We start from the raw sequence: 22,742 nt of genomic DNA on the forward strand, positions 1-22,742 counted from the left end.
TAAAGGTAGCAGCATCCTGTGAAGCGTCAACCCGCCAAGAATTCATACAGTTCAGTCTGTTTGATTAGATTGGAATCCTCACGCCTTCAGGCTGAGGAGGATGTCAAGGAACTTTGGAAAGAGCGAAGTTTGCTTACTACGTCGGACAAGATGCTTTTTTCTTAGAAGCATTTGCCCGTGCTTACAGCATCGCTGCCGCCAAAGCCCCAGACTGGACGGGATTTACTGTATTTCACAACTTAGTTGGCGGAGTTTTAGCAGAGTTACAGTTACATCAAGGTTATGCAGCCAAGTGGGGCGTAAATTTGCATTCGGTAGAACCGGGCGCAGCTACTCGGCGTTACACAGATTTTTTGTTAGCTACCGCTTGGGGTGGTGATGTGGGTTTAACGGCGGCGGCGATGTCACCATGTATGCGGTTATATTCTTTTTTAGGAGAACAGTTAGCGAGTAATGGCATTCCTCATCATCATTATGCTGACTGGATTCGCACTTATAGCAGCACAGATTTTCTCCCACTAACCCAACAATTAGAAAGTTTAGTTAACAACTACGCCACCCACAACAACGTAGTTCATTCAACTTACCGTTATGCTATGCTCTGCGAGCATGATTTTTTTCAAGCTGCATGGTTGGTTTAATTAGTCATTTGTCCTTTGTCAATTTGCTGTCAGCTTCTCAAACACAGCAATCAAGTAGCACAGGGTTAATATTTCTAGAGTTTTGATACTTTATAAGTCTCAATTTTAAATAAATATATATTGGACATTGTAATCAAGTGTACCTATGATACTCATACTAGAGATTTGCTCCAGATCAGAGCAACGGGTATACAACAATGTCAGAGAATTTCAGAAGTAAAGTTGTCACACAGGGTGTGCAGCGATCGCCTAATCGCGCTATGCTACGGGCAGTAGGTTTTCAAGACGAGGACTTTACCAAACCTATTGTCGGGATTTCCAATGCCTACAGCACTATCACTCCCTGTAACATGGGGATAAATACACTGGCGCAAAGAGCCGAAGCTGGTATAAAACACGCTGGGGCAATGCCGCAAATGTTCGGCACAATTACTATCAGTGATGGTATTTCGATGGGAACTGAAGGGATGAAATATTCCCTAGTATCACGAGAAGTAATTGCTGACTCGATAGAAACAGCCTGTAATGGTCAAAGTATGGATGGCGTGATTGCCATTGGCGGCTGTGATAAAAATATGCCAGGGGCAATGTTAGCGATCGCGCGGATGAATATTCCGGCTATCTTTGTCTATGGTGGCACAATTAAACCCGGTCACTACAACGGTAGAGATTTAACTGTTGTCAGTTCTTTTGAAGCTGTTGGTGAATACAGTGCTGGCAAAATTGGCGAAGACGAATTATTAGCAGTTGAACGTCAAGCTTGTCCTGGTGCTGGTTCTTGCGGTGGGATGTATACAGCCAACACCATGTCTTCAGCATTTGAAGCGATGGGTATGAGTTTGCCCTACTCTTCTACTATGTCAGCAGAAGATGACGAAAAAGCCGACAGCACAGAAGAATCTGCCAAAGTCTTAGTCGAAGCAATTCGTCATCAAATTCTGCCCAGTCAGATAATCACCCGCAAATCTATCGAAAATGCCATTTCCGTAATTATGGCGGTGGGTGGTTCGACAAATGCGGTGTTGCACTTTTTAGCGATCGCTAATGCAGCTGGTATCGAACTAAAATTAGATGACTTTGAAAGTATTCGCGCCAAAGTGCCAGTTCTGTGCGATTTAAAACCCAGTGGACGCTATGTAGCTACAGACTTACACAAAGCTGGCGGTATTCCCCAAGTCATGAAAATGCTACTCGTGCATGGTTTACTGCATGGTGACTGTCTCACCATCACAGGTAAAACCATTGCCGAAGTTTTGGCAGATATCCCAGAAGAACCACCCACTAACCAAGATGTGATTCGTCCTTGGAATAACCCGATGTATGCCCAAGGCCACTTAGCCATCCTCAAAGGGAACTTAGCCACAGAAGGGGCAGTAGCGAAAATTACTGGCGTGAAAAAACCCATAATTACAGGCCCAGCCAGAGTATTTGATTCTGAAGAAGAATCTTTAGATGCGATTTTAGCTGGCAAAATTAAAGCTGGTGATGTTCTCGTCATTCGTTATGAAGGGCCAAAAGGTGGCCCTGGAATGCGGGAAATGTTAGCACCCACCTCAGCAATTATCGGTGCTGGTTTGGGTGATGCAGTCGGGCTAATTACTGATGGGCGCTTTTCTGGCGGTACTTACGGAATGGTAGTTGGACACGTTGCACCAGAAGCAGCCGTTGGTGGGGCGATCGCTTTAGTCGAAGAAGGTGATAGCATCACAATTGATGCCCATGCTCGCTTGTTGCAATTGAACATATCTGACGAAGAATTAGCCCGTCGCCGCGCTAACTGGCAGCCCCGCCCACCTCGTTACACCAAAGGTATACTAGCAAAATACGCCAAGTTAGTTTCTTCTAGCAGTGTGGGTGCTGTGACTGATTTAGATTTGTTTGATAGTTAATCAAGAGTCATGGCATTTTAACTCAAAGATGAGTCGAATCTCAAACTTAACTTTGAGAATATGCGACTCATCTTTTGAAGTACACATACTTTGATTTATGAATAACAATCAAACACTTCCCGGAAGCTTAGGTTTGCCTGTAATAGGTGAAACACTTTCATTTGTTTCTAACCCTTACCACTTTGTCAACCAACGTTATCGCAAGTACGGGCCAATCTTTAAAACCAATCTTATTGGTAGACCAACTGTGGTGATGGTAGGGCCCAAAGCAATTGAGTTTGTCCTTTCTAGCCACATAGAACATTTTTCTTGGCGTGAGGGATGGCCAGGCACTTTTAAAAGATTGTTGGGTCACTCACTCTTTGTACAAGACGGCCAAGAACATCGGAGAAATCGCCGCCTGATTATGCCAGCCTTGCACGGGCCAGCATTAGCAAATTATCTAGATGTGATGAATAACATCACGACTAGTTACCTGAAAAAATGGGAAGACAAAAAAGAATTTACTTGGTTTTATGAGTTTAAACAGTTAACATTTGATATTGCTAGTCAATTATTACTTGGTACAAATCCTGGTGAAGAATGTACAAGACAAAGCAAATTATTTACAACACTCACCAATGGTTTATTTAGCATCAATCCATTACCTATACCCTTCACAAAATTTGGTAAAGCAATAGCAGCTAGGAATCAAATTATAGAAGATGTGCGTCAAGTTATTCAACAACGTCAGCAAAATCCTAGCAAAGATGCTATTAGCTTATTGTTAGCAGCTAAAGATGAAGATGGTAATAGCTTAAGCTCAACAGAATTAATCGACCAAGCAATATTATTACTTTTTGCTGGACATGAAACCACAACTTCAATGTTGACTTGGTTATGTGTAGAATTAGCGCGTCATCCTGAAATTCTACAACGTGCTAGAGAAGAACAACTCAAACTTGCAACTAAAGGCGACTTAAATTTAGAACAATTAGGGCAAATGCCTTATCTTGAGCAAGTTTTGTATGAAGTAGAAAGACTTCATCCTCCGGTTGGCGGTGGATTTCGTGGCGTTGTCAAAGAATTTGAATTTAATGGCTTTTATGTGCCGGCTGGTTGGCAATTATTATATTCAATAGCGGCAACTCACCGCTTAGAGGAAATTTACCCAGAACCAGAACGTTTTGACCCCGAACGTTTTAGCCCTCAGCGTCAAGAACACAAGCAATATCCTTTTAGCTTAATTGGTTTTGGTGGCGGGCCGAGAGTGTGTATTGGTGTGGCATTTGCCAAAATGGAAATAAAGATTGTTGCTGCCCATCTTTTACGCAGCTATGATTGGGAAATCTTACCTAACCAAAGCTTGGAGACAGTAAGGCTTCCGACAAATCATCCTAAAGACGGGTTGCGGGTTCGATTTCAGCCTCGGTGAAATTTTCTATGACACCTCAAATAAATCTCAGTTTGCCCCAAGGAGTCTCTCAAAGTTGGCAAAACGTTAAAGATTTTGTCAATCAAGGTGTGAACTCTGTCAGTAATTCAGCGCAACAAGTTGGTCAGTCTTGGCAAGAAACAGCAGCCAGTAAAACTAATCAAGCCATTGATGTTGTGACAACTAACCTAGAACAAGCAAAAAGTTCTTTGGAGCAATTTAAGCATACAACATCAGGGGCAATGGAAACTGCGATCGCTTCTTCCATAAATGACTGGCTAACACAACACCCTGCTATGTCACGCTTGCTGCAAATTCTCAATTGGGCAGCTATTCATCCAGTTATTAGTTTAGTAATTCTTCTATTTAGTCTGGCTATCCTTTGGAGTATTATCAACGCTATTATTCGTTTATTTACCACAGCCAGTTTTTCGTTACTACAAGCACCATTTAAATTACTTTTATCATTGATTCAGTTTAGCTTTTTATTTTTGCATAATGTTGCTAGGTTAGCTTTCCAAAAAGCTACCAATTATCAACCAAAAGATAGCATATCAAATTTATCGCCTAATCATATTCAACCTTTTTATCGAGATAAAGAGCAAAGATTAACAGAAATTTCCTATCGCTTAGAAGAAATTAATCAAGAGCAAAAAAAGCTTTTACAAGAAGCTGCTCAACTGATGTCTATGGATACAATAAATTTAAAATCTGAAGAAGGTCAACCTAAAAAAAGTGCTTAATTTATTTTAAGCTGATAAAAAAGCTATCACATTTTATGTGATAGCTATATTACTCATAATACTTGGAGAATCATAAATTTGACGCAGGGACGGATCAATAGAAATTAAATTTTGCTTTTAGATTTCTGTTCCGTTTATCATAACATAGCTGATTTGACGTATTTATGACAAAGATGTGACAATAATATGAACATAAAATATTTGAAAAAAACGCTAAATCAAGCAACTTTTTATGATTTATTTTAGTCAAGCACATCATAAAATCAACTGGTTTTAAATCAGGGGAATGCTAAAATGAATCAGTTTTTTTCTCAAAGTTTATTAGCTTTAACAGGTATATCATTGTTAGCTAGTTTATCTCCATCGGCAATAGCACTAGTACCTAATAATGTTGCAGTGATTGTGAATAGTGGTTCTACCAATACAATTGGCTATCGTATTTATGTCTCACCCACGGGAGAAACTAACTATGTAGATGGAAAAGGATCTGGTAACGGTAAACTGCCAGAAAAGTTGGTGAAAAGATTCTTCAACGATATCAAAGTCGCTGAACCTTTATCAAAGTTACCAACTAAGCCATCTTGTGTGAAATCTACTTCTTTTGGCACAACTACTAACGTTAGTTTAGGTGGAGAGCAATCACCTGATTTAAGTTGTCCTGGTAATTCTAAAGCACGTCGGCTAGAAAATGACGTGATTGCGATCGCAAAAACTCTAAATGTGGTAAATGTTCCTACTAGTCAGGGAAAACCTCTTCCACCGATAAACTTCTAAGTTACATTTTTTGAGCGCACTAAAAGTAGGTTGCGTTCCACCCAACCTACTTTTAATGCACTATTTTAGTCTCGACACGCTAATACTTTACTTGGATGTTTCATTAAGTTAATATATTTAGCTGGCTAATAATTTCATCATCATTACCAGCAGCAAAGTTAGCAAAATGCTGTGCTAAAGGTGGTACAAAAACCAAAGGGTTACTAAAACCAGAGAAAATATGCACCCCATCAAATTCGGGAATCGCACCAACTACGGCTAAACGATTATTACTAAATGCTACTAAACAATGATGCCAATTTCCTGATAAATTACCCAAACTTGGTAACATTTGGTTAATATTTTTTCTTAGCCATTGTTCGCTTGCTTCTGCGTTTATTTCAGCCTGCGGATTTGTCAACACGCGGCTAATTTGACCTAAGCGTAAGCTACCATCTAGAAATTGCACTGCGCCTACATCTAATATTGGTGATGTTATTTCTTGATCAGGTTGATTCCACAATTCATCAACTTGCGTAGCTACTGATTCTAATTGAAAGCGTTGCAAATTAGCTGGCATGACTAAAGTATTTAAACGTAAATCTACAGGCGGAATTTCTATCATTTCGGCGTGGGTAAAATAAACTTTTACAGAAATACCTGCTGATTTGAGTAATTGTCGGCTGAGTCCACCCGCACAAACCACAACCTTAGCACTGTGATATTTTGCAGTATTAGTTTGAACACCACCTTTGCATAATTGTAAAACTTGGCTAATTTGCATTTCGCCGCCAGCACGTAAAAAAGCTTGAATGTAAGCTTGGGCTGTTTTTTCGGGATGAATATGTCCGTGTTTGACTGTTAAAGCACCTGCGATCGCCTCTCGATTCACCAGTGGTTCCAAATCACATGCTTCCTGTAAACTAAGTAAATGCGGCCTTACTGCACACTGCGCGTAAGTTGCAGCTGTTGTTTCTGGTTGACTATCAGCAGGAATTGTCAGTAATAAATCTAATTCCCGCAATTGGATGTCAGCGTCTAACTCTTGCGAGAGGATGTTGTAACGCGCGATCGCTTCTTGGCATAATTGACGAGTTAGTGGTGTTGTACCTGACCAATAAGCCAACCCACCGTAACTATAACGAGTTGCATTTTGGGGTGTGGCGTGTTGTTCTAATAAAAGTACGCTAAACCCTGTTTTAACTAATTCGTATGCCAGTGTAGCACCTGTAATTCCGCCACCAACAACAATCCAGTCGTAGGTTTTCATTTAATAAGTTGCTTGTAGACGACTCAAAAGATATTCTCCCGCAAGAATAGGAGGATAGGTAGCTGATTTGTGTTTTTGGCAACTTTCTAGACAAGCAATTTCTACATCATCATTAGGATGACAGAAAAAAGCAATAGAATAACGCGATCGCTTTAACTTTTCATCTTGAGGAATCATTACCCGATGCTTGGTCGAACAAAATACGTCATTTGTCCAGCGTTGCAGCAAATCGCCAGTATTTACTAGCACTGTATCAAGAATTGCTGGTGCAGCAATCCATTCTCCCGCAGTTGTTTGTACTTCTAAACCACCCATATCATCTTGGAAAAGTAGAGTAATACTGCCATAATCAGAATGCTCACCAGCACGCACTTGACCTAGTTTAGGCGGTGTTTGTAAAGGTGGATAATGCAGTAATCGCAAGGTATGATTTTGCTGATTATGCCTAATAGTAAAAAAATCTTCTGGCAATTCTAAGGCTAAAGCAAATACTTGCAAAATTTTATTTGCTAGTTCTGTACAAGCTTGATAAAAGATAAAAATATCCGAGTAGTTTCCTGCAAAGTGAGAAGATAGACAGGAAGAAATTAATTCGGCTTGGCTAAAATTAAATGCTTCTTTTAAATCTCCTGGTTGATGGGGATTGAGGCTTTCTCTTTCAATCCCGACATAACCTGTGTTACTAATTTCATTTTTCCACGCTAATTGCTGCTTAATTTCTAACGGTAAACTAAAAAATGATTTACTCTGGTTGAATACTTGGCTAATCAAGTTTTTGGATATGCTCGTATTTTGTAAATACATGAAGCCAATATTATGACAAGCATCATGAATTTGTCTGGCTACAACTTGATGAGTTGCTTGGTTAGTTTTGCTAAAACTAGCTAAATCAATAATTGGAATTTCTATCATTTAAAATAATTTTTAATAACATACTTTTAAAATAAAAATAAACTTAAAAAGGAACTTATTTTGCTAAAAATTATTCAAGTAGAAACTGATAAAGATAAATCTCATGTGGAAGATTTATTTTGGGAATATTTTAACTGGACTAACTCAGTTTTCACTCAGGAATTCAATATTAATTTTGATGTTAATACATTTTTAGAGCAACACATAGCTCAACTCCACGAATTTATGCCACCGGAGGGACGTTTACTTTTAGGACAATATAAAGGCAAAATAGCAGGTTGCGCTTGCTTACGGCAAATTGGTGAAGATGTTGGTGAAATTAAAAGAATGTATGTCAGACCAAAGTTTCGCCAACAAGGTATAGGTAGAGCATTATTAGAAAATCTTATTTATGAAGCCGCCAACATTGGCTACTCCCGACTACTTTTAGATACTGCGCCTTTTGCAAAAGAAGCACTAGCACTTTATCGTTCGCTGGGCTTTCAAGATACAGAACCATACATTGAAAAGACAGAACTCCCCCCAGAACATAAAGCTAACTGGGTTTTTATGGAGTTGAAATTGTAATCGCTAAAAAATTTTAGCTATTGGATTTTCAATTGATTTTCTAGAAAAACTTCGATAAAATTCGATGATTTTACCAGCAAATAATTCTGAATCAAAAGCCTACTGGGCGATTGCTCTAAACTAAGTCTGCGAAATAAATTTCATCTATACTCATCTGCGGTGAAGATTTATGAAGAAAATTGAACAATATTCAATATAATAGTTTCATTCACACAAATGAGTATTTTTACTTACTGCCATGATAGCGGATGAATTTCCTTGGCTAACCGCGATTATTCTGTTGCCACTCGTTGCTTCCATGCTGATTCCTGTGCTGCCAGATAAAGATGGCAAGCGCGTACGATGGTATGCCTTAGGTGTGGCAATCGCGGATTTTGTTTTGATGTGCTACACCTTCTGGAATCACTACGATGCCAGCAATGCAACGTTTCAACTCGTGGAGAAATATGCCTGGTTGCCTCAGCTAGGGCTGAGTTGGGCAGTTTCAGTCGATGGAATATCCGCCCCGCTAGTGCTTTTGGCAGGGCTAGTCACAACGCTTTCAATCTTTGCTGCATGGCAAGTTAATCTTAAGCCACGCCTGTTTTATTTCTTGATGTTGGTGTTGTACTCCGCCCAAATTGGCGTATTCGTCGCTCAAGACTTGTTACTGTTCTTTATTATGTGGGAACTAGAACTAGTTCCTGTTTATCTCCTTGTTTCTATATGGGGCGGTCAAAAACGCCGCTATGCCGCGACAAAATTCTTACTATATACTGCCGCAGCTTCTATTTTTATTCTGGTAGCAGGGCTGGCAATGGCTCTCTACGGCGACAATACAACCTTCGATATAGTTGAACTTGGTGCTAAAAATTATCCCCTAGCTCTAGAATTGTGGCTTTATGCCGGATTATTAATTGCCTTTGGTGTGAAGCTGGCAATTTTCCCTCTACATACTTGGTTGCCTGATGCCCACGGTGAAGCATCTGCGCCTGTATCAATGCTTTTAGCTGGTGTCCTCTTAAAAATGGGTGGATATGGGCTAATACGGATGAATTTAGAATTACTCTCAGATGCTCATGTTTACTTTGCACCAGTCTTAGCAACTCTAGGCGTAATCAATATTATTTATGGTGCTTTAAACTCCTTTGCTCAGACGAATATGAAGCGTCGCCTTGCTTATTCGTCTATTTCGCACATGGGCTTTGTGCTGTTAGGTATTGCTTCCTTTACCGATGTCGGTGTTAGCGGCGCAATGTTGCAAATGCTTTCTCACGGTTTGATTGCCGCTGTATTGTTCTTCTTGGCTGGTGTAACCTACGATCGCACCCACACCTTAGCGATGGACAGTATGGGCGGTATTGGTCAAGCAATGCCCAAAGTCTTCGCCTTATTTACAGCTAGCGCAATGGCTTCACTCGCACTCCCGGGAATGAGTGGATTTGTCAGCGAACTTCAAGTGTTTGTCGGTATCACCACCAGTGACATCTATAGTTCGACATTCTGCACCGTGATGGTATTTTTAGCCGCAGTGGGAGTTATCCTCACCCCAATCTATCTGCTTTCAATGTTGAGACAGGTATTTTACGGCACTGGTGCAGAACTGACCTGTGATATTAATAACGCTGCTTTGCAAAACCAAGAAGATGAAGGAACAGCTTGCTTTGGTACAGATTGTCTTTTACCAACAGAAGCAGTTTATCGAGATGCTAAACCCCGGGAAATCTTTATTGCTCTGAGCTTTTTGGTCTTGATTATTGCAGTTGGTGTCTATCCCAAAATAGCTACAAATATGTACGATGTGAAAACTGTTGCGGTTAACACTCAAGTACGGCAATCTTACATTCAATTCGCGCAACAAAATCCTCAAATCTACGCCAAAGGACTATTTTCTCCCGAAATTAGCGAACCTGAAGTTGCTCCAGTTTTAGGGATGATTAAGTAAATTCAATATCTACAAGAATAATTAAGCGATCGCTTTTTTGTGAGGCGATCGCTTAACTATTCCTGTATTATTGTCAACATGAAAATTCGCTGTGAAACACCACAAGATTATTTTGCGATCGCTGAGGTCAATACATTAGCATTTAGTCAAGAAAATGAAGCTAAATTAATTGATGCAATTCGACTCTCTGACCGTTATCTTCCCAAACTTTCGTTAGTTGCAGAAATTGATCATCTTATCGTTGGTCATATTCTATTTAGTTATATCGATTTAGTAGGAGTAGAAACACTAAAAGTACTTGGTTTAGCACCTATGGCAGTTCGTCCACAATTTCAAAATCAAGGCATTGGAACTGCATTAGTCAAAGCTGGGTTAGAAATAGCTGAAGCCAAAAAAGAAGCCATTGTAATTGTCCTTGGTCATCCTCACTTCTATTCTCGCTTTGGCTTTCAGCCATCGGTTATCTATAAAATAGAATCTCCCTTCCCCGTGCCAACTGATGTATTTATGGTAAAACCGCTAACAAGCTATCAAGAAAAATATAAAGGTAAGGTTGTTTATCCTGATGCTTTTAACAGTTTGTAATTCAATTTTTTGAAAGCAAGAATTCTTTCTTTAAAAATTCTTTATTAACTTTTCTATCAGTAGGTAAATATATTGAAACATGGATATCTAAATTCTTTAAATATTTGCACATTAAAGGCCCAACATCCTCCCAGTTTAAACTACCAAGCCCACATCCTAATGCTGGCATTGCTAAAGATTTTATTCCTTCTTGTTTGTAATTTTCTTGAACCTATCCGCTAATACTAAGTTTGCAGTGTTACTAATTGTTAATGTCGTGAGTATTGAGACTAAGTAAAAATGCGCTTGCGATCGCTTCATGATAAAATATTTTTAAGTACCAATACTTAGTATCCATGAATTTAATACATCAATCGTAGTAATATTTGTGACAATAGGTAAAGTGATTAGTTAATATAACTACATACGAAAAGGTGTATTTTGTGCTATTTAAATTCTTGTGTAAAAATCAGATTTATTTGTGCTGTTAAAGATTGTTTTATTTAGCGATCGCTACTCCAGACAACGAAATCCGATTTCACCCTTCAGCTTGCCATCAAAGCTTACGGTTTCTGTACAATTCAACTGATGTGCGATTGCCCCAATTAAGTAGTCTGAGAAATCCGCTTTACCCTGCTTGTAACGTTGTAGAGCCTGGTCAATAGTAGAACGGTTTTCAAACTCAAAGGCGGGGCTGTGCAGTATGGACTCTAGAGTATTAATAATCTCCTCTTTACGAAAACCGTAATTTGAACCTCTGAGTACCCAGACCAATTCGCACAAGACGATATTGGCAATAAAGCAGGGTTGGTTGGACTGAATCAGGGAAAAAGCTTGTTGCCACTGGTGTTCATCATCTTTGGTTAGGTAGCGAACAAGGATGTTGGTATCAAGTCCGATCATTGGCTCCCTTAGAGATAGCCGCTTCCATATCGTCGAGAGTGGCTGGTCTAATGTCTGGTCGATATAGAATCCCTGACAGAGTTTCTACTGGAACGTTGAGGGGAAATATTTTCACTTGACCATCTGCATCGATAACAAATTCAACCCTGCTACCACTAACTAAATTGAGATGCTTCCGAATTTCTGCGGGGAGAGTGATTTCTCCCGTGTCAGTGACTGTTGTGCTGAACATAACTAACGATGGCTGTGAAGAAGCTTGCATTTATATTTTAACCAAGTCAATCGCTACTAGCTTTATCTATAGACTGGGAGAATTAGTTAGCCGCAGATTGAGCTTCTTGATACATGATTTCTTGGAATTGAATCATGTCTTTTTGTGGGTCGGCAATGCTCACTTTTACTAATAATTGCTCGCCCAAGGTTACAGAACGTTTAAAAATCATTGGTAACTGTAACCCCAAATCTTCTAATAGAATCAGTGCTAAGTTACTATCTTCGCGTAACCACATTAAAACTGTGACTGACCAAACTTGTTCAGGATGACGGCGGAGATATTCTAAAGCCCAATATCTATTAGTTTGTCGTTCCACCATTGTTACTTCTTGGGTAATGGTAGAAACAGTCATCATCACTTCTTTAAGTTGTTCGGCGGAAAAAGGCAGAACTTCGCCGCGCAGGTGGGCTTTTAGTTGAAAATGGGTGAGCAAATCACTGTAGCGGCGAATGGGAGAAGTTGCTTGAGTATAAGTATCTAAACCCAAACCTGCATGACGTAGAGGTGTAATGCTCATTTCACTTTTCGGCATACACCGCCGCATTGCACAGGCACGGACAAACCCGGCTGGGAGTTGAATTAATTCTTCTTCTGGGGGTAGTTCTGGCTGTGGCTGACCGCGAAAAGGTAAGGGTATATTATGAGTCTTGCCGTAACGGGCTGCTACTTCACCAGCAAGAATCATCATTTCTGCTACCAGTTGCCGTGATGAGGAATCATCTAAGATATCAATACTAATATCATCGCCTTTGACTTTAATCATAGCCTCTGGCATGTTGATACTGATGGCTCCTTGGTTGTAACGCCAAGATTTGCGTTTTTTTGCCCAATTTGCGATCGCTGCAATTTCTGGTTCTGCTTGCACTCCTAATTCCAGCATCTCATCGACATCTTCATAGGTGAGGCGATATGTCGGTTTAATCAAGCTGGCGTGAATGCTGTAATCTTCGACTGCCCCATCACTATCTAAAATAATTCCAAAACTCAGGGCGCAACAAATTTTTCCCTGTACCAAACTCATCGGCCCAGTCGCCAAGATTTCTGGGAACATGGGAACCATTCCTGTGGGCAAATAAACTGTGCTTCCCCGCTTTCTGGCTTCTAAATCTAAGTCATCTTCTGGCTCTAACCAACGTGTGGGGTCAGCAATATGTACCCATAATCTTTCTCGACCATCGCTGAGTGATTCCCAACTCAGACCATCATCTATCTCAGTGGTACTTTCATCATCAATTGTGTAAACCTTTAGATGAGTCAAATCCAGGCGATTTGCATCCAAGTCTGTTGTTGGGGAATCCAAACGCTGTTGCGCCACTTCTAATACCTTGCTAGTAAACTGAACAGGAATTGACGAACGACGCAGGAACAAGTTTTCATAGGGACTCCACCAGCCCAGGTCTACTAATAATTGAAAAGCTCCTTGGGGGGTTGCAGGCCGCCCCAGCATATTCATCGTTTCTAAGACTGGTGCTGGAGGAGGATACGCCCTTGATAGCGCATCATATTTTACTCCCTCCCGCACAATATCAGCCATTAAAGCTGCGTATTTTTCTAATGCTTCTAGACGATGGCGATCGTGTCTTTGCCATTCTACTGCTTCACCCTTGAGTGCCTGTTCTACCCGCACTAAAAATTCTTGCTGTCCCTTGGCTTTAAGGGTTTCTACTTCTATTTGGTGTTTACGTTCTGCTACTTGGGCGGTTGTGCGCGGTTCATAAGCATCGCCTTTTTGCTTGAAGTAGAGTTTGTCATCTGATAACAAGCAATGGGCTGCATAACAAGGGGCTGGTTCTGATGCGGAAAACAGCAGATTCGCCATTTGCGATGGGGTGACTGCTTCTCCATCTTCCACCAATAATTCCCAAGCCACTTCTAAGCTAGATGGGTCTAAATATGGCTTGACTTCTTCGAGAAATTTCGGAATCTCCGAGGACTTGTAGGTTTGTCCGTTTACTGTATATGTAATTTGTCTCGGCGCGAGGCTGTGGGATTGACCACGTTCATCTACCACAAACCAACGGGTCTTGCCATCTGGACGATCTACCACACCCAGACGGCGATCGCCTTGAACCCTAAATTCAACTAGCGTCCCCTTCTCCACAACTCTCGCACTCTTATAATTTTAGATTTTGGATGTTGGATTTTGGATTTAATGTTAATTATCAAATCCAAAGCCTCAATAATTTTATGTAGGAACCAATTTTACACTTTATTATTTCAGATTTGAGATTTTGGACTCAGAAAGACAAAGCTTGTAAATTAGCTTTTCTTGTTAATCCAAAATCTAAAATCCCAATCTTAAAATTGATTTAGCCTTCAGCGTTGATGAACGGTAACAAAGCGACAATCCGCGCCCGTTTAATTGCTAATGTTAAGTCTCGCTGTTGCTGACAAGTCAGCCCAGTGATCCGTCGAGGTAGAATTTTACCCCGTTCGGTAATAAACTTACGCAGTAAATCAACATCTTTGTAATCGATTGGCTCTTCTGGCTTAATGGGAGACAGACGGCGACGATAGTAACTCATCTTTACTTGATTTCCTTGTGAACGGTATGTTTGTTGCAATGGGTACAGAACTTGTTCAGTTCTAGGCGGTTGGTCGTATTACGACGGTTCTTCATGGTGGTATACCGGGACACACCAGGAGAACGCTTGTCAGGGTTGCTACGACACTCGGTACATTCTAGTGTCACTATTATGCGGACACCTTTACTCTTAGCCATAATCTTACAAACAGTAAAGCCTGAAGAGAAATTTACACAAATGACTATCTTCGCACATTTCGTTGCAAAGTATCAACTAAACGCTTGATTTTTATATCGAGCGAGTAACCCCGACGCGACGAAACTATGAACGTTCTAGCATAACGGTCATGTAAAGCTTGTCGCAACTGAGTATCAGAGAAAGCTGCACCACAGTCTATTGCCAGAGGAAGTAATAGCAGTATAGCAGTGGGATTTGCTCTCAGGTTGCCAAGGGCGATCGACACCAACAAAGCACCAAAGCCAATTATAGCTTCTCGCTTCACCAGTGCCAGCAACTCTGGAATTCTCCCCACTACTTGCCCATTTTCTACTTCTAGGATTTTCAAGTCAAAAGCCCAGCGTCCCAAACTTTGCCCTCGATTATTAAATACCACCACTACCCGTAAAATCAGCCAACAAAAGATAAAAACTAAAATTTGGACAAGTTGAATACCCAGGCTACTACTTCCAAATAGCGAACTGACTAACCAAGCACCTAAAAAATCCAAACCCAAAGCCAGACCACGCCGCCAAATCTCAGCTTTGGGATAGTGTTTTTGCGGAATCCTTTCGATAGTCATATAAAACAGTTATTTTTATTTAGATATGGAAAAATAATCTATGCTTCTATTCTTAATATTAAGAGGATTACCCAGAATGACATCCACAGGGACAACTGCTAATCAAATCCCCGTTAGCATTATCATTCCGATGCTGAGTGCTATTGATGACCGTGATTATCTGCTTTTTCAAGAATTGGAAAAAACTTTTGTCACTCAGTATGGTGTTGAGGTGTGGCAAGATGTTTTTAATTTCCGCGTCTTACCAGCCCTTGATCAGCAATCTAATAAATGGCTACTACAATCATGGTGTAGCAAGGGAATTGTAAGTATTCAGGATATAGCTTGAATATTTTTCAGGTGCATTACCGGAGTCTTTCACGATTTTGCCACTACATAATACTGGATTTTTTTCATAAATCGAACTGTATTCCTATATAATAAAACTTCATTTTTATATTGTTTTAATGCCAGAAATTAGCCGTTTTTTAGGAATTATTATTACAATGTATTATAACGACCATCCACCGCCACATTTCCATGTTCGTTATAATCAACAAAAAGCAATTATTGATATTGAAACTTTATCCATATTAGAAGGTAAATTGTCATCTAGAGTATTAGCACTTGTCATGGAGTGGGCGAATTTACATAAAGCGGAATTGATGGACAACTGGGAAAAAGCTAGACTCAATAATCCTTTAGAAAAAATTGAACCATTGGAGTAAGTCATGCTTAAAGATATTATTGCTGTCGAACCGAGAGAAGGTTATCAACTTTACATCAAGTTTGAAGATAATAAACAAGGAATTATTGATATTAGTAAATTAATATCTTTTACAGGGATTTTTGCCCCGCTAAAAGATATTAACTATTTCCAACAAGTGAAAATAAATTCTGAGTGGGGAACGATTTATTGGGAGAATGGCGCAGATTTTGACCCTGATGTACTTTATGCCGAAGTTACAGGAGAAGCAATCAGTAATTATCAAATTTTCAAAAAAGCAAATAAAATTTGATATATAACAGCAGTGTATAGCTTTAAATCTTGGCTTACAGAAAAATAGCTTACTGAGGTATTTATGATAAAACCCAACATTATTAAAGGATATGTTGGGCTTTTTAGTTGATTAGTAGTTTCATTATAAGGATAATTAGGCGAATAAATTGAGGCAATAGCAATGTTACCAGTTAGCGATGTAGAAGCAATTATTTTAAATTTGGTACAGCCGTTAAATGCGGAACACGATATAGAAATTGTAGATTTATTGGCGGCAAGCGATCGCATTTTGGCAAACCCCATCACCAGTCAGCTAGACTTTCCTCATTGGGATAATTCGGCGATGGATGGTTACGCAGTTCGTTATGTAGATGTACAGCAAGCTAATGCCGAAAACCCAGCTATTTTAGAAATAGTCGAAGAAATTCCCGCCGGATATCAACCTAAAACCACAATTCAGCCAGGACAAGCAGCGCGAATTTTTACTGGTGCGGTAATTCCAGCAGGTGCGGATACTGTAATTATGCAAGAAAGGACAAGCCGTGAGGAAAATCGCGTGTTTATTCAAGTTGCACCCCAACCGCAAGAATTTGTCCGCCGCAAAGCGTCTTATTACCAAGCTAGAACCCAACTTTTACCCCCAGGAATTCAATTAAAGGCGGCGGAAATTGCTGTATTAGCAGCAGCACAATGTCCCCAAGTCAAAGTTTATCGCCGTCCAAAAGTTGCCATTTTTTCTACTGGTGATGAATTAGTCACACCAAATACACCGCTACAACCAGGACAAATTGTCGATTCTAATAATTATGCCTTGGCGACTTTAGTTAAAGAAAGTGGTGCAGAGCCTTTATTATTAGGCATTGTGAAAGATAATCCTGTAGCTTTACAAGAAACCATTGCTTACGCCATAGCAAATGCTGATATTGTGCTTTCTTCTGGTGGGGTTTCGGTTGGGGAATATGATTATGTAGATAAAATTTTGGAACATTTAGGAGCGAAAATTCATATTCGGGCTGTGGCAATGACACCAGGAAAACCATTAACTGTGGCGAATTTTCCTCAGCAAAATTCAGCAATTTATTTTGGTTTGCCTGGAAATCCTGTTTCGGCTTTAGTAACTTTTTGGCGATTTGTACAACCAGCAATTAAAAAATTAGCTGGACTTGCTGAGGGTTGGGAGGCAAAATTTATTAAGGTGCGATCGCGTGATGAATTACGTGCCAATGGTAAACGTGAAACTTATATTTGGGGACGCTTAAATTTAGTTAATGGTGTTTATGAATTTCACAAAGCTGGCGGTACTCATAATTCTGGTAACTTAATTAACTTATCTCAAACTAATGCCTTAGCAGTTTTACCTATAGGTCAAACATTAATTGCAGCAGGAGAAAAAGCGCAAGTTTTATTCATTGCTGATGTGTAAATTATGAGCTTTGACAACGTTTGTAAGGTATTAGCTGAAAAATACCCAGCAGAATTTGTTAATTGGTTACTTCCTGAAGAAGCAACACAAGTTAAGGTACTAAAAACCGAATTGAGTTTAGAGCCAATCCGTGCTGATTCTGTCACATTTTTGCAAACAGCTAATCGAATTTTACATATCGAATTTCAAACCCGCACCATCTCAAATCCTCCACTTCCATTCAGGATGCTGGATTATTCGGTGCGGTTAATACGTCAATATAATTTACCCGTAACCCAGGTAGTAATTTTTTTACAAGAGACAAGTAATGAAATTGCTTTTATTGAAGAATATGTAAATGAGACAACTAATCACCATTATCGAGTTCTACGAATGTGGGAGCAAGACTCAGCAATATTCCTCGATAACCCTGCATTATTACCTTTAGCACCATTAACACGCACAAATTCACCTCAACGGTTGTTGTCGCAGGTTGCCCAGAGTCTTGCTAGAATTCCTGATAGCAATGTTAGGCAAGATATTGTAGCTTATACCGAAATTTTAGCTGGTTTGAAATTTGAAAAGGGATTAATTCGTCAATTTTTAAGCGAGGATGTTATGCAAGAGTCAGTAATTTATCAGGATATTTTGCAGAAGGGAGAAGAAAGGGGAAAACAACAAGAAGCTTTCCGGTTTTTGATGCGTCTGTTAACTCGACGTTTTGGTGAGATAGACTCATTGATTATTGAGCGTATCAGAGTATTATCTACTGAACAATTGGAAGTATTGGGTGAGGAATTTGTTGATTTTTCTGCAATCTCTGATTTGGTTAGTTTATTAGAACAGCAGGAAAATAGTTGAACAAGTAATAAAAATTTAAACGCAGAGTATCGCTGAGGTAAACGCAAAGTTACGCGGAGTTTTTGTTCAGGCTTTAGATTTTATTGCACTAAAGCTCTAACATCATTTGCAGAATCTAGTTGTAATGCTGTTGCGACGATCGCCTCGGCTTGAGCTACAGTTAATTTTGCGATCGCTTGTTTAATTATCCCGATAGCTTGGGGATTGACGCTCAATTCATCCAACCCCAAACCTAATAATATTCCGGAGGCGGTTGGATCTGCGGCTAATTCCCCACATAATCCTACCCAAATTCCGGCGGCGTGGGCGGCTTTAACAGTTCGTTGAATCATTCGCAATACAGCAGGGTGTAAAGCATCGGCTAAATACGCTACTCTGGGGTTAGTGCGATCGCCTGCCATGACATACTGACTTAAATCATTTGTCCCAATACTAAAAAAGTTGACTTCCGCCGCTAAATGATCAGCGATGGCGACAGCCGCCGGGACTTCAATCATGACACCAACTGGGAGATTTTCATCAAAAGGAATACCCGCTTGCCGCAGTTCTGTCTGTACTTCCCCTAATATTGCCTTAGCTGCCCGTACTTCCGTCACACTAGCAATCATCGGGAACATCACCTTAATTTTGTGTTCCGCACTGGCGCGTAAAATTGCTCTTAACTGAGTTTTAAATAAATCTGGATGATCTAAACAAAAACGAATCCCCCGCCAGCCTAAGAAGGGGTTAGCTTCGTGAAAACCAACTCGCAAATAAGGTAATGGCTTGTCACCGCCAACATCGAGGGTGCGGATAATTAGCGGACGGTTATCTAAAACTTGGGCGATCGCCTGATACACTGCTAGTTGTTCTTCTTCTGTGGGTGCTGTGTTTCTCCCTAAATACAAAAACTCTGTCCGCAACAGTCCCACACCTTCCGCACCACCAGCCACCGCCGCTTGGACATCTGCAATACCACCAATATTGGCGAGGATATTGATTTGTTTGCCATCACGGGTAATTGCTGGTTGATGCGCCTTGGCGAGTGCTTCTTGTTTAGCAGTTTGCCAAGCTTCTCGTTTAGCTTCTAATGCACCGAGAATATCTGCTTCTGGTTCTACCCACGCTTTACCGCTTTCACCATCCAACGCCATTAAAGTACCATCTTGCAAGCGCAACACTTCGGGATTGACACCCAAAACGGCGGGAATCCCCAATGTCCGCGCAATAATCGCACTGTGGGATGTAGCACTTCCTGACACCGTACAAATACCGAGTACTTTACTGGGGTCTAACCCGGCTGTATCGGAAGGTGTCAAATCTGTGGCGACTACAATCGCTGGTTCGGCAAGGTACAAACTACTAGCAGCACTTCCGGCTAACAGTCGCAGCACTCTTTGTCCCACATCCACCACATCTTCGACACGTTCTTTTAAATACGCATCATCTAAAGTGCGGTAGGAAGTTGCAACTTCATCCACTGCGGCTTGCCAAGCTGCTTCGGCGTTGAGGTGATGTTCCATGATGCGTTGCTGTACAGTTTCCAACAACACAGGGTCTTCTAAAAATAGTAAATGAGCATCAAAAATGGCGGCTTCCGTGTCACCGATTTGCAAAGTTGCTTGGGAAAAAATTGTCTGAATTTCTTGTTGCGCGGTGTGAATAGCTGCTTGTAAACGCTGCAATTCTGCTTCTGGGTCGTTGACGTGGTATTGTGTTACTGTCACCGGAGCAGGTTGATAATGAATTACAGGTGCGATCGCAACTCCGGGAGAAGCCGCAATTCCTGAAAGTTCGCCATGAGTTGCTGCTGTTGCTTCCGGCTGGAATGTTGGCGGCGAGACTACAGCCTTATCATCTTCACCAAAGTTATTTGCAAATAAAATTTGTAATGCGGCGAGTGCTGCATCTGCATCAATACCAGTCGCAGTAATTAAAACTTCGTGTCCTTGACGTACTCCCAAAGTAGTCACTTGGTTAATACTGTCACCCCGAACAACGGCAGTATTTCTGGTTAAATTCTGCACATGAATGCGAGATTGAAATTTTGCGGCTGTGGCGACAAACTGCGCCGCCGGACGCGCGTGTAAGCCTAAACGATTATGAACAGTCAGCCGAATTTCTCGATTCGGATAAGCAGCACTTGTTATTGATTGTGTATTAATACTGCTATCAATTGTTGTATTAGTAATGCCTAATTGCGTAGCTTTGGCGTTTAATGCCCCTCTGGCCTCCGCTATTACCTGCTGGATATTTTTACCTGTAGCGGCTGCAACGGTAGCCGCGATCGCACCTTCTACCAATGGTGCTTCACAGAGGTATACTTTTTCTTGGTGTGCTTCTGGCAAGAACTCCACAGCCATTTCTGCATTCATGACTGCGCTACCAAGATCCATCAATACTAATACACCATCATCACTAAATACAGATGCGATCGCCTCATAAATCTTCAGCGCATCCGTACCGAGTGGATTTTCTGCATCGTCAATACCAGCCGCCACCGCAAGCGCAACTTTGCCCTGAACCATTTGTGCAGCGAGTTCCTGCACACCCAGAGCCAATTGTTTACTATGAGAAACGATAACTATTCCGACCACTGCAACACCATCAACCTTGTTGAGAGTCTGAGATTGAGCAAGCTACTCGTTGCAGTCCAAAATAACATCAATATTTCATTTCCCTTACAATTGTCCAGAAATCTTTAGAATGAGGCGTTGTATCTGGGGGAGGGATGCGATCGGAGTTGATATTCAGCAACAGTCAACAGTATTACATCAAATACAATGATATAAAATAACTCTAATTCCCCAAAAATTTTTATTTATATAACCAAGCATTTTTATTATGACTAAAATTAAAGATTCTCTTAAACTAGAATCTCTAGATTGGGCTTTCGCTCATATCCAAAAGTTTGGAGATACTGATATATTTCCAGTTCCATTCGAGTATGAAGCAATGCGATATAGCTGGACAGGACTAAAAAATGACATATTGGAAATTGATATAGCAAAGCATGAAGGTCGTCCCTTCCAAAGATTCCTTGTACCAAAGCCTCAAGGAGGATTTCGTGTTGCTATTCAACTTGATCCGATCGATACACTCATATATGCAGCTTTAATATATGAGGCGGCGAATTTGATTGAAGCTTACCGTATACCTCGAGAACGTAAAATAGCTTGTTCTTATAGAGTAGACCTTCATGCTGATGGCCGGTTATTTTGTCAAGATAATGGTTGGAAAGACTTCGATACAAAATCTGTTGAACTAGCAGAATCAGATAATTATAAGTATGTTATTACGGCAGATATCGCAGATTTTTATAATCAAATAAGCCATCATCGTATAAGAAATGCTTTAGAAGTAGCTGGAATATCATCTGAGCGTGCATCGAATTTTGAAAACTTCTTGATGAATTTGACACGTGGTCATTCAAGAGGAATTCCAGTAGGGCCTACACCATCTATTTTATTGGCTGAAGCTTGTTTAAATGATGTTGATATGTTTCTGCTACGAGAGGGATATGCTCATACACGGTATGTTGACGATTTTCGTATATTCTGTAAAACTCGCAGAGAAGCATACAGAGCCTTACACGACGTTTCAGAGTATATTTATACATCTCATAGACTTACGCTCCAAGTTAGTAAAACAGAGATAAAACAAATTGAGCAGTTTTTGAAAGATGATTTATTTGATCCAGAAAGATTAGAGGAGCAAACAAAAGCTGAAAAAATTGAAAATTTATCCAAGTATATTTGTAAATCTTCTAACCTGCAATCCTCATCAGAGATATATAAATTAAAAACTGAAAATTTACAAACTTCGGTAGATATAAATGAAACACGTGTAGAATTCTTACCGAAAAGTTATAAATTACTAAGTTTCTTATTATATCCAGAATATAATCTTCCTTTAATTGAAGAAATTGACAAAATAAATGAAGTACAGACAGCAGTAGATGAAGAGGAAAAAGGTACAATAATAGCATTAGGAGAAATTAAGAAAATATCTCCTGATATTCTTATTGAAGACCAATCTAATTCAATATCAGAAGGGAGACAATATCAATCGAATGAGCAATTGCAATTTAATTTTGAGAATGATGCAATTCCTGAAGCTAATAATATTTCTACAGAAGAACTAAATAAAATTGCTAGAAAAAACATCTTAGATTTATTCAATAAAAATTGTTTAGACGAAAATTTACTGCATTTGGGTCTTGCCCGTTACCTTCTTAGAGGATGTTTGGAAAGTATTAAACGAATCAATTAAGCCAGTCTTCTCAGCATTAACCGAATCATTGCAACTTGCACAAATGTTTCATGGGTCTGCGGTAAAATCTC

The 22,742-nt window shown here is 40.1% G+C and carries 23 protein-coding genes and 1 pseudogene; 14 read left to right on the top strand and 10 right to left on the bottom strand.

Annotated elements, in window-relative coordinates; all coding sequences use genetic code 11:
- Positions 1–95: 95 nt before the first annotated feature.
- The 5 genes and pseudogenes from H6G69_RS32290 to H6G69_RS32310 all read left to right on the top strand — a co-directional run.
- Positions 96–641: pseudogene (locus H6G69_RS32290) on the top strand (TenA family protein); the annotation flags it as partial.
- Positions 642–838: 197 nt separating this feature from the next.
- Positions 839–2,530 carry a dihydroxy-acid dehydratase gene (gene ilvD / locus H6G69_RS32295; RefSeq protein WP_190693644.1) on the top strand — a complete coding sequence of 564 codons (1,692 nt, stop codon included), beginning with the start codon at positions 839–841 and terminating at the stop codon, positions 2,528–2,530.
- Between the two features lie 97 nt (positions 2,531–2,627).
- Positions 2,628–3,944, top strand: a complete 1,317-nt coding sequence (locus tag H6G69_RS32300; RefSeq protein ID WP_190693646.1) for a cytochrome P450 — start codon at positions 2,628–2,630, stop codon at positions 3,942–3,944.
- Between the two features lie 8 nt (positions 3,945–3,952).
- Positions 3,953–4,687 (top strand): hypothetical protein, encoded by a 735-nt coding sequence (locus H6G69_RS32305; protein ID WP_190693648.1) that lies wholly within the window; start codon positions 3,953–3,955, stop codon positions 4,685–4,687.
- A 294-nt stretch (positions 4,688–4,981) separates the two neighbouring features.
- The gene (locus tag H6G69_RS32310) at positions 4,982–5,461 is read left to right on the top strand and encodes a hypothetical protein (protein WP_190693650.1); all 480 of its coding nucleotides are present in this window, start codon (positions 4,982–4,984) and stop codon (positions 5,459–5,461) included.
- Between the two features lie 103 nt (positions 5,462–5,564).
- On the opposite strand, the gene H6G69_RS32315 is transcribed toward H6G69_RS32310, so the two are convergent.
- Positions 5,565–6,710, bottom strand: coding sequence for an FAD-binding oxidoreductase (locus H6G69_RS32315; protein ID WP_190693652.1), 1,146 nt, complete (start codon positions 6,708–6,710; stop codon positions 5,565–5,567).
- Positions 6,711–7,622, bottom strand: coding sequence for an isopenicillin N synthase family oxygenase (locus tag H6G69_RS32320; RefSeq protein ID WP_190693654.1), 912 nt, complete (start codon positions 7,620–7,622; stop codon positions 6,711–6,713).
- Between the two features lie 60 nt (positions 7,623–7,682).
- Between H6G69_RS32320 and H6G69_RS32325 the strand changes: the two genes are divergently transcribed.
- The 3 genes from H6G69_RS32325 to H6G69_RS32335 all read left to right on the top strand — a co-directional run bounded on the left by H6G69_RS32325 (position 7,683) and on the right by H6G69_RS32335 (position 10,698).
- On the top strand, positions 7,683–8,189 hold the full coding sequence (locus H6G69_RS32325) for a GNAT family N-acetyltransferase (RefSeq protein WP_190693656.1): 507 nt from the start codon (positions 7,683–7,685) through the stop codon (positions 8,187–8,189).
- A gap of 238 nt (positions 8,190–8,427) precedes the next feature.
- A complete protein-coding gene (locus H6G69_RS32330) occupies positions 8,428–10,113 on the top strand; it encodes an NAD(P)H-quinone oxidoreductase subunit 4 (RefSeq protein WP_190693658.1) in 1,686 nt (561 codons plus the stop codon).
- A gap of 78 nt (positions 10,114–10,191) precedes the next feature.
- A complete protein-coding gene (locus H6G69_RS32335) occupies positions 10,192–10,698 on the top strand; it encodes a GNAT family N-acetyltransferase (protein ID WP_190693660.1) in 507 nt (168 codons plus the stop codon).
- A gap of 1 nt (position 10,699) precedes the next feature.
- Here the strand turns inward: H6G69_RS32335 and H6G69_RS32340 are convergent, their stop codons facing one another.
- The 7 genes from H6G69_RS32340 to H6G69_RS32370 form a co-directional block, all read right to left on the bottom strand.
- Positions 10,700–10,867 carry a hypothetical protein gene (locus tag H6G69_RS32340; protein ID WP_190693662.1) on the bottom strand — a complete coding sequence of 56 codons (168 nt, stop codon included), beginning with the start codon at positions 10,865–10,867 and terminating at the stop codon, positions 10,700–10,702.
- Between the two features lie 323 nt (positions 10,868–11,190).
- A complete protein-coding gene (locus H6G69_RS32345; protein ID WP_190693664.1) occupies positions 11,191–11,580 on the bottom strand; it encodes a PIN domain-containing protein in 390 nt (129 codons plus the stop codon).
- The gene (locus tag H6G69_RS32350) at positions 11,567–11,842 is read right to left on the bottom strand and encodes an AbrB/MazE/SpoVT family DNA-binding domain-containing protein (protein WP_242072263.1); all 276 of its coding nucleotides are present in this window, start codon (positions 11,840–11,842) and stop codon (positions 11,567–11,569) included. Before H6G69_RS32350 ends, H6G69_RS32345 begins: the two co-directional genes overlap by 14 nt.
- A 52-nt stretch (positions 11,843–11,894) precedes the next feature.
- Positions 11,895–13,955, bottom strand: a complete 2,061-nt coding sequence (locus H6G69_RS32355) for a ribonuclease catalytic domain-containing protein (protein ID WP_190693666.1) — start codon at positions 13,953–13,955, stop codon at positions 11,895–11,897.
- A 208-nt stretch (positions 13,956–14,163) separates the two neighbouring features.
- The gene (rpsR, locus tag H6G69_RS32360; RefSeq protein ID WP_190693668.1) at positions 14,164–14,379 is read right to left on the bottom strand and encodes a 30S ribosomal protein S18; all 216 of its coding nucleotides are present in this window, start codon (positions 14,377–14,379) and stop codon (positions 14,164–14,166) included.
- 2 nt (positions 14,380–14,381) lie between these two features.
- Positions 14,382–14,576, bottom strand: coding sequence for a 50S ribosomal protein L33 (gene rpmG / locus H6G69_RS32365; RefSeq protein WP_083468823.1), 195 nt, complete (start codon positions 14,574–14,576; stop codon positions 14,382–14,384).
- A gap of 44 nt (positions 14,577–14,620) precedes the next feature.
- Positions 14,621–15,178, bottom strand: coding sequence for an RDD family protein (locus tag H6G69_RS32370; RefSeq protein ID WP_190693670.1), 558 nt, complete (start codon positions 15,176–15,178; stop codon positions 14,621–14,623).
- 76 nt (positions 15,179–15,254) lie between these two features.
- Between H6G69_RS32370 and H6G69_RS32375 the strand changes: the two genes are divergently transcribed.
- From H6G69_RS32375 to H6G69_RS32395, 5 genes are all read left to right on the top strand, one after another.
- Positions 15,255–15,506, top strand: coding sequence for a hypothetical protein (locus H6G69_RS32375; protein ID WP_190693672.1), 252 nt, complete (start codon positions 15,255–15,257; stop codon positions 15,504–15,506).
- 118 nt (positions 15,507–15,624) lie between these two features.
- A complete protein-coding gene (locus H6G69_RS32380; protein WP_190693673.1) occupies positions 15,625–15,885 on the top strand; it encodes a DUF4160 domain-containing protein in 261 nt (86 codons plus the stop codon).
- Between the two features lie 3 nt (positions 15,886–15,888).
- A complete protein-coding gene (locus tag H6G69_RS32385) occupies positions 15,889–16,176 on the top strand; it encodes a DUF2442 domain-containing protein (RefSeq protein ID WP_190693675.1) in 288 nt (95 codons plus the stop codon).
- Positions 16,177–16,338: 162 nt separating this feature from the next.
- Complete coding sequence (gene glp, locus H6G69_RS32390; RefSeq protein ID WP_190693676.1) at positions 16,339–17,580, top strand: gephyrin-like molybdotransferase Glp; 1,242 nt, start codon at positions 16,339–16,341, stop codon at positions 17,578–17,580.
- A 3-nt stretch (positions 17,581–17,583) separates the two neighbouring features.
- Positions 17,584–18,420 carry a DUF4351 domain-containing protein gene (locus H6G69_RS32395; RefSeq protein WP_190693678.1) on the top strand — a complete coding sequence of 279 codons (837 nt, stop codon included), beginning with the start codon at positions 17,584–17,586 and terminating at the stop codon, positions 18,418–18,420.
- A gap of 80 nt (positions 18,421–18,500) precedes the next feature.
- Here the strand turns inward: H6G69_RS32395 and ptsP are convergent, their stop codons facing one another.
- Entirely contained in the window at positions 18,501–20,996 is a 2,496-nt protein-coding gene (gene ptsP, locus H6G69_RS32400; RefSeq protein WP_190693680.1) for a phosphoenolpyruvate--protein phosphotransferase, read from the bottom strand.
- A gap of 247 nt (positions 20,997–21,243) precedes the next feature.
- On the opposite strand from ptsP, the gene H6G69_RS32405 reads away from it, so the two are divergent.
- Positions 21,244–22,671, top strand: coding sequence for an RNA-directed DNA polymerase (locus tag H6G69_RS32405; protein WP_190693681.1), 1,428 nt, complete (start codon positions 21,244–21,246; stop codon positions 22,669–22,671).
- Positions 22,672–22,742 lie beyond the last annotated feature (71 nt).

The sequence above is a fragment of the Nostoc sp. FACHB-110 genome, assembly GCF_014697425.1.
Taxonomy (GTDB): Bacteria; Cyanobacteriota; Cyanobacteriia; order Cyanobacteriales; family Nostocaceae; genus Nostoc_B.

Excerpts from the sequence above, each read along its gene's own strand:
- ilvD (WP_190693644.1), top strand. The coding sequence starts at position 839 with ATGTCAGAGAATTTCAGAAGTAAAGTTGTCACACAGGGTGTGCAGCGA.
- H6G69_RS32300 (WP_190693646.1), top strand. The coding sequence starts at position 2,628 with ATGAATAACAATCAAACACTTCCCGGAAGCTTAGGTTTGCCTGTAATA.
- H6G69_RS32305 (WP_190693648.1), top strand. The coding sequence starts at position 3,953 with ATGACACCTCAAATAAATCTCAGTTTGCCCCAAGGAGTCTCTCAAAGT.
- H6G69_RS32310 (WP_190693650.1), top strand. The coding sequence starts at position 4,982 with ATGAATCAGTTTTTTTCTCAAAGTTTATTAGCTTTAACAGGTATATCA.
- H6G69_RS32315 (WP_190693652.1), bottom strand. The coding sequence starts at position 6,710 with ATGAAAACCTACGACTGGATTGTTGTTGGTGGCGGAATTACAGGTGCT.
- H6G69_RS32320 (WP_190693654.1), bottom strand. The coding sequence starts at position 7,622 with ATGATAGAAATTCCAATTATTGATTTAGCTAGTTTTAGCAAAACTAAC.
- H6G69_RS32330 (WP_190693658.1), top strand. The coding sequence starts at position 8,428 with ATGATAGCGGATGAATTTCCTTGGCTAACCGCGATTATTCTGTTGCCA.
- H6G69_RS32335 (WP_190693660.1), top strand. The coding sequence starts at position 10,192 with ATGAAAATTCGCTGTGAAACACCACAAGATTATTTTGCGATCGCTGAG.
- H6G69_RS32340 (WP_190693662.1), bottom strand. The coding sequence starts at position 10,867 with ATGCCAGCATTAGGATGTGGGCTTGGTAGTTTAAACTGGGAGGATGTT.
- H6G69_RS32345 (WP_190693664.1), bottom strand. The coding sequence starts at position 11,580 with ATGATCGGACTTGATACCAACATCCTTGTTCGCTACCTAACCAAAGAT.
- H6G69_RS32350 (WP_242072263.1), bottom strand. The coding sequence starts at position 11,842 with ATGCAAGCTTCTTCACAGCCATCGTTAGTTATGTTCAGCACAACAGTC.
- rpsR (WP_190693668.1), bottom strand. The coding sequence starts at position 14,379 with ATGAGTTACTATCGTCGCCGTCTGTCTCCCATTAAGCCAGAAGAGCCA.
- rpmG (WP_083468823.1), bottom strand. The coding sequence starts at position 14,576 with ATGGCTAAGAGTAAAGGTGTCCGCATAATAGTGACACTAGAATGTACC.
- H6G69_RS32370 (WP_190693670.1), bottom strand. The coding sequence starts at position 15,178 with ATGACTATCGAAAGGATTCCGCAAAAACACTATCCCAAAGCTGAGATT.
- H6G69_RS32375 (WP_190693672.1), top strand. The coding sequence starts at position 15,255 with ATGACATCCACAGGGACAACTGCTAATCAAATCCCCGTTAGCATTATC.
- H6G69_RS32380 (WP_190693673.1), top strand. The coding sequence starts at position 15,625 with ATGCCAGAAATTAGCCGTTTTTTAGGAATTATTATTACAATGTATTAT.
- H6G69_RS32385 (WP_190693675.1), top strand. The coding sequence starts at position 15,889 with ATGCTTAAAGATATTATTGCTGTCGAACCGAGAGAAGGTTATCAACTT.
- glp (WP_190693676.1), top strand. The coding sequence starts at position 16,339 with ATGTTACCAGTTAGCGATGTAGAAGCAATTATTTTAAATTTGGTACAG.
- H6G69_RS32395 (WP_190693678.1), top strand. The coding sequence starts at position 17,584 with ATGAGCTTTGACAACGTTTGTAAGGTATTAGCTGAAAAATACCCAGCA.
- H6G69_RS32405 (WP_190693681.1), top strand. The coding sequence starts at position 21,244 with ATGACTAAAATTAAAGATTCTCTTAAACTAGAATCTCTAGATTGGGCT.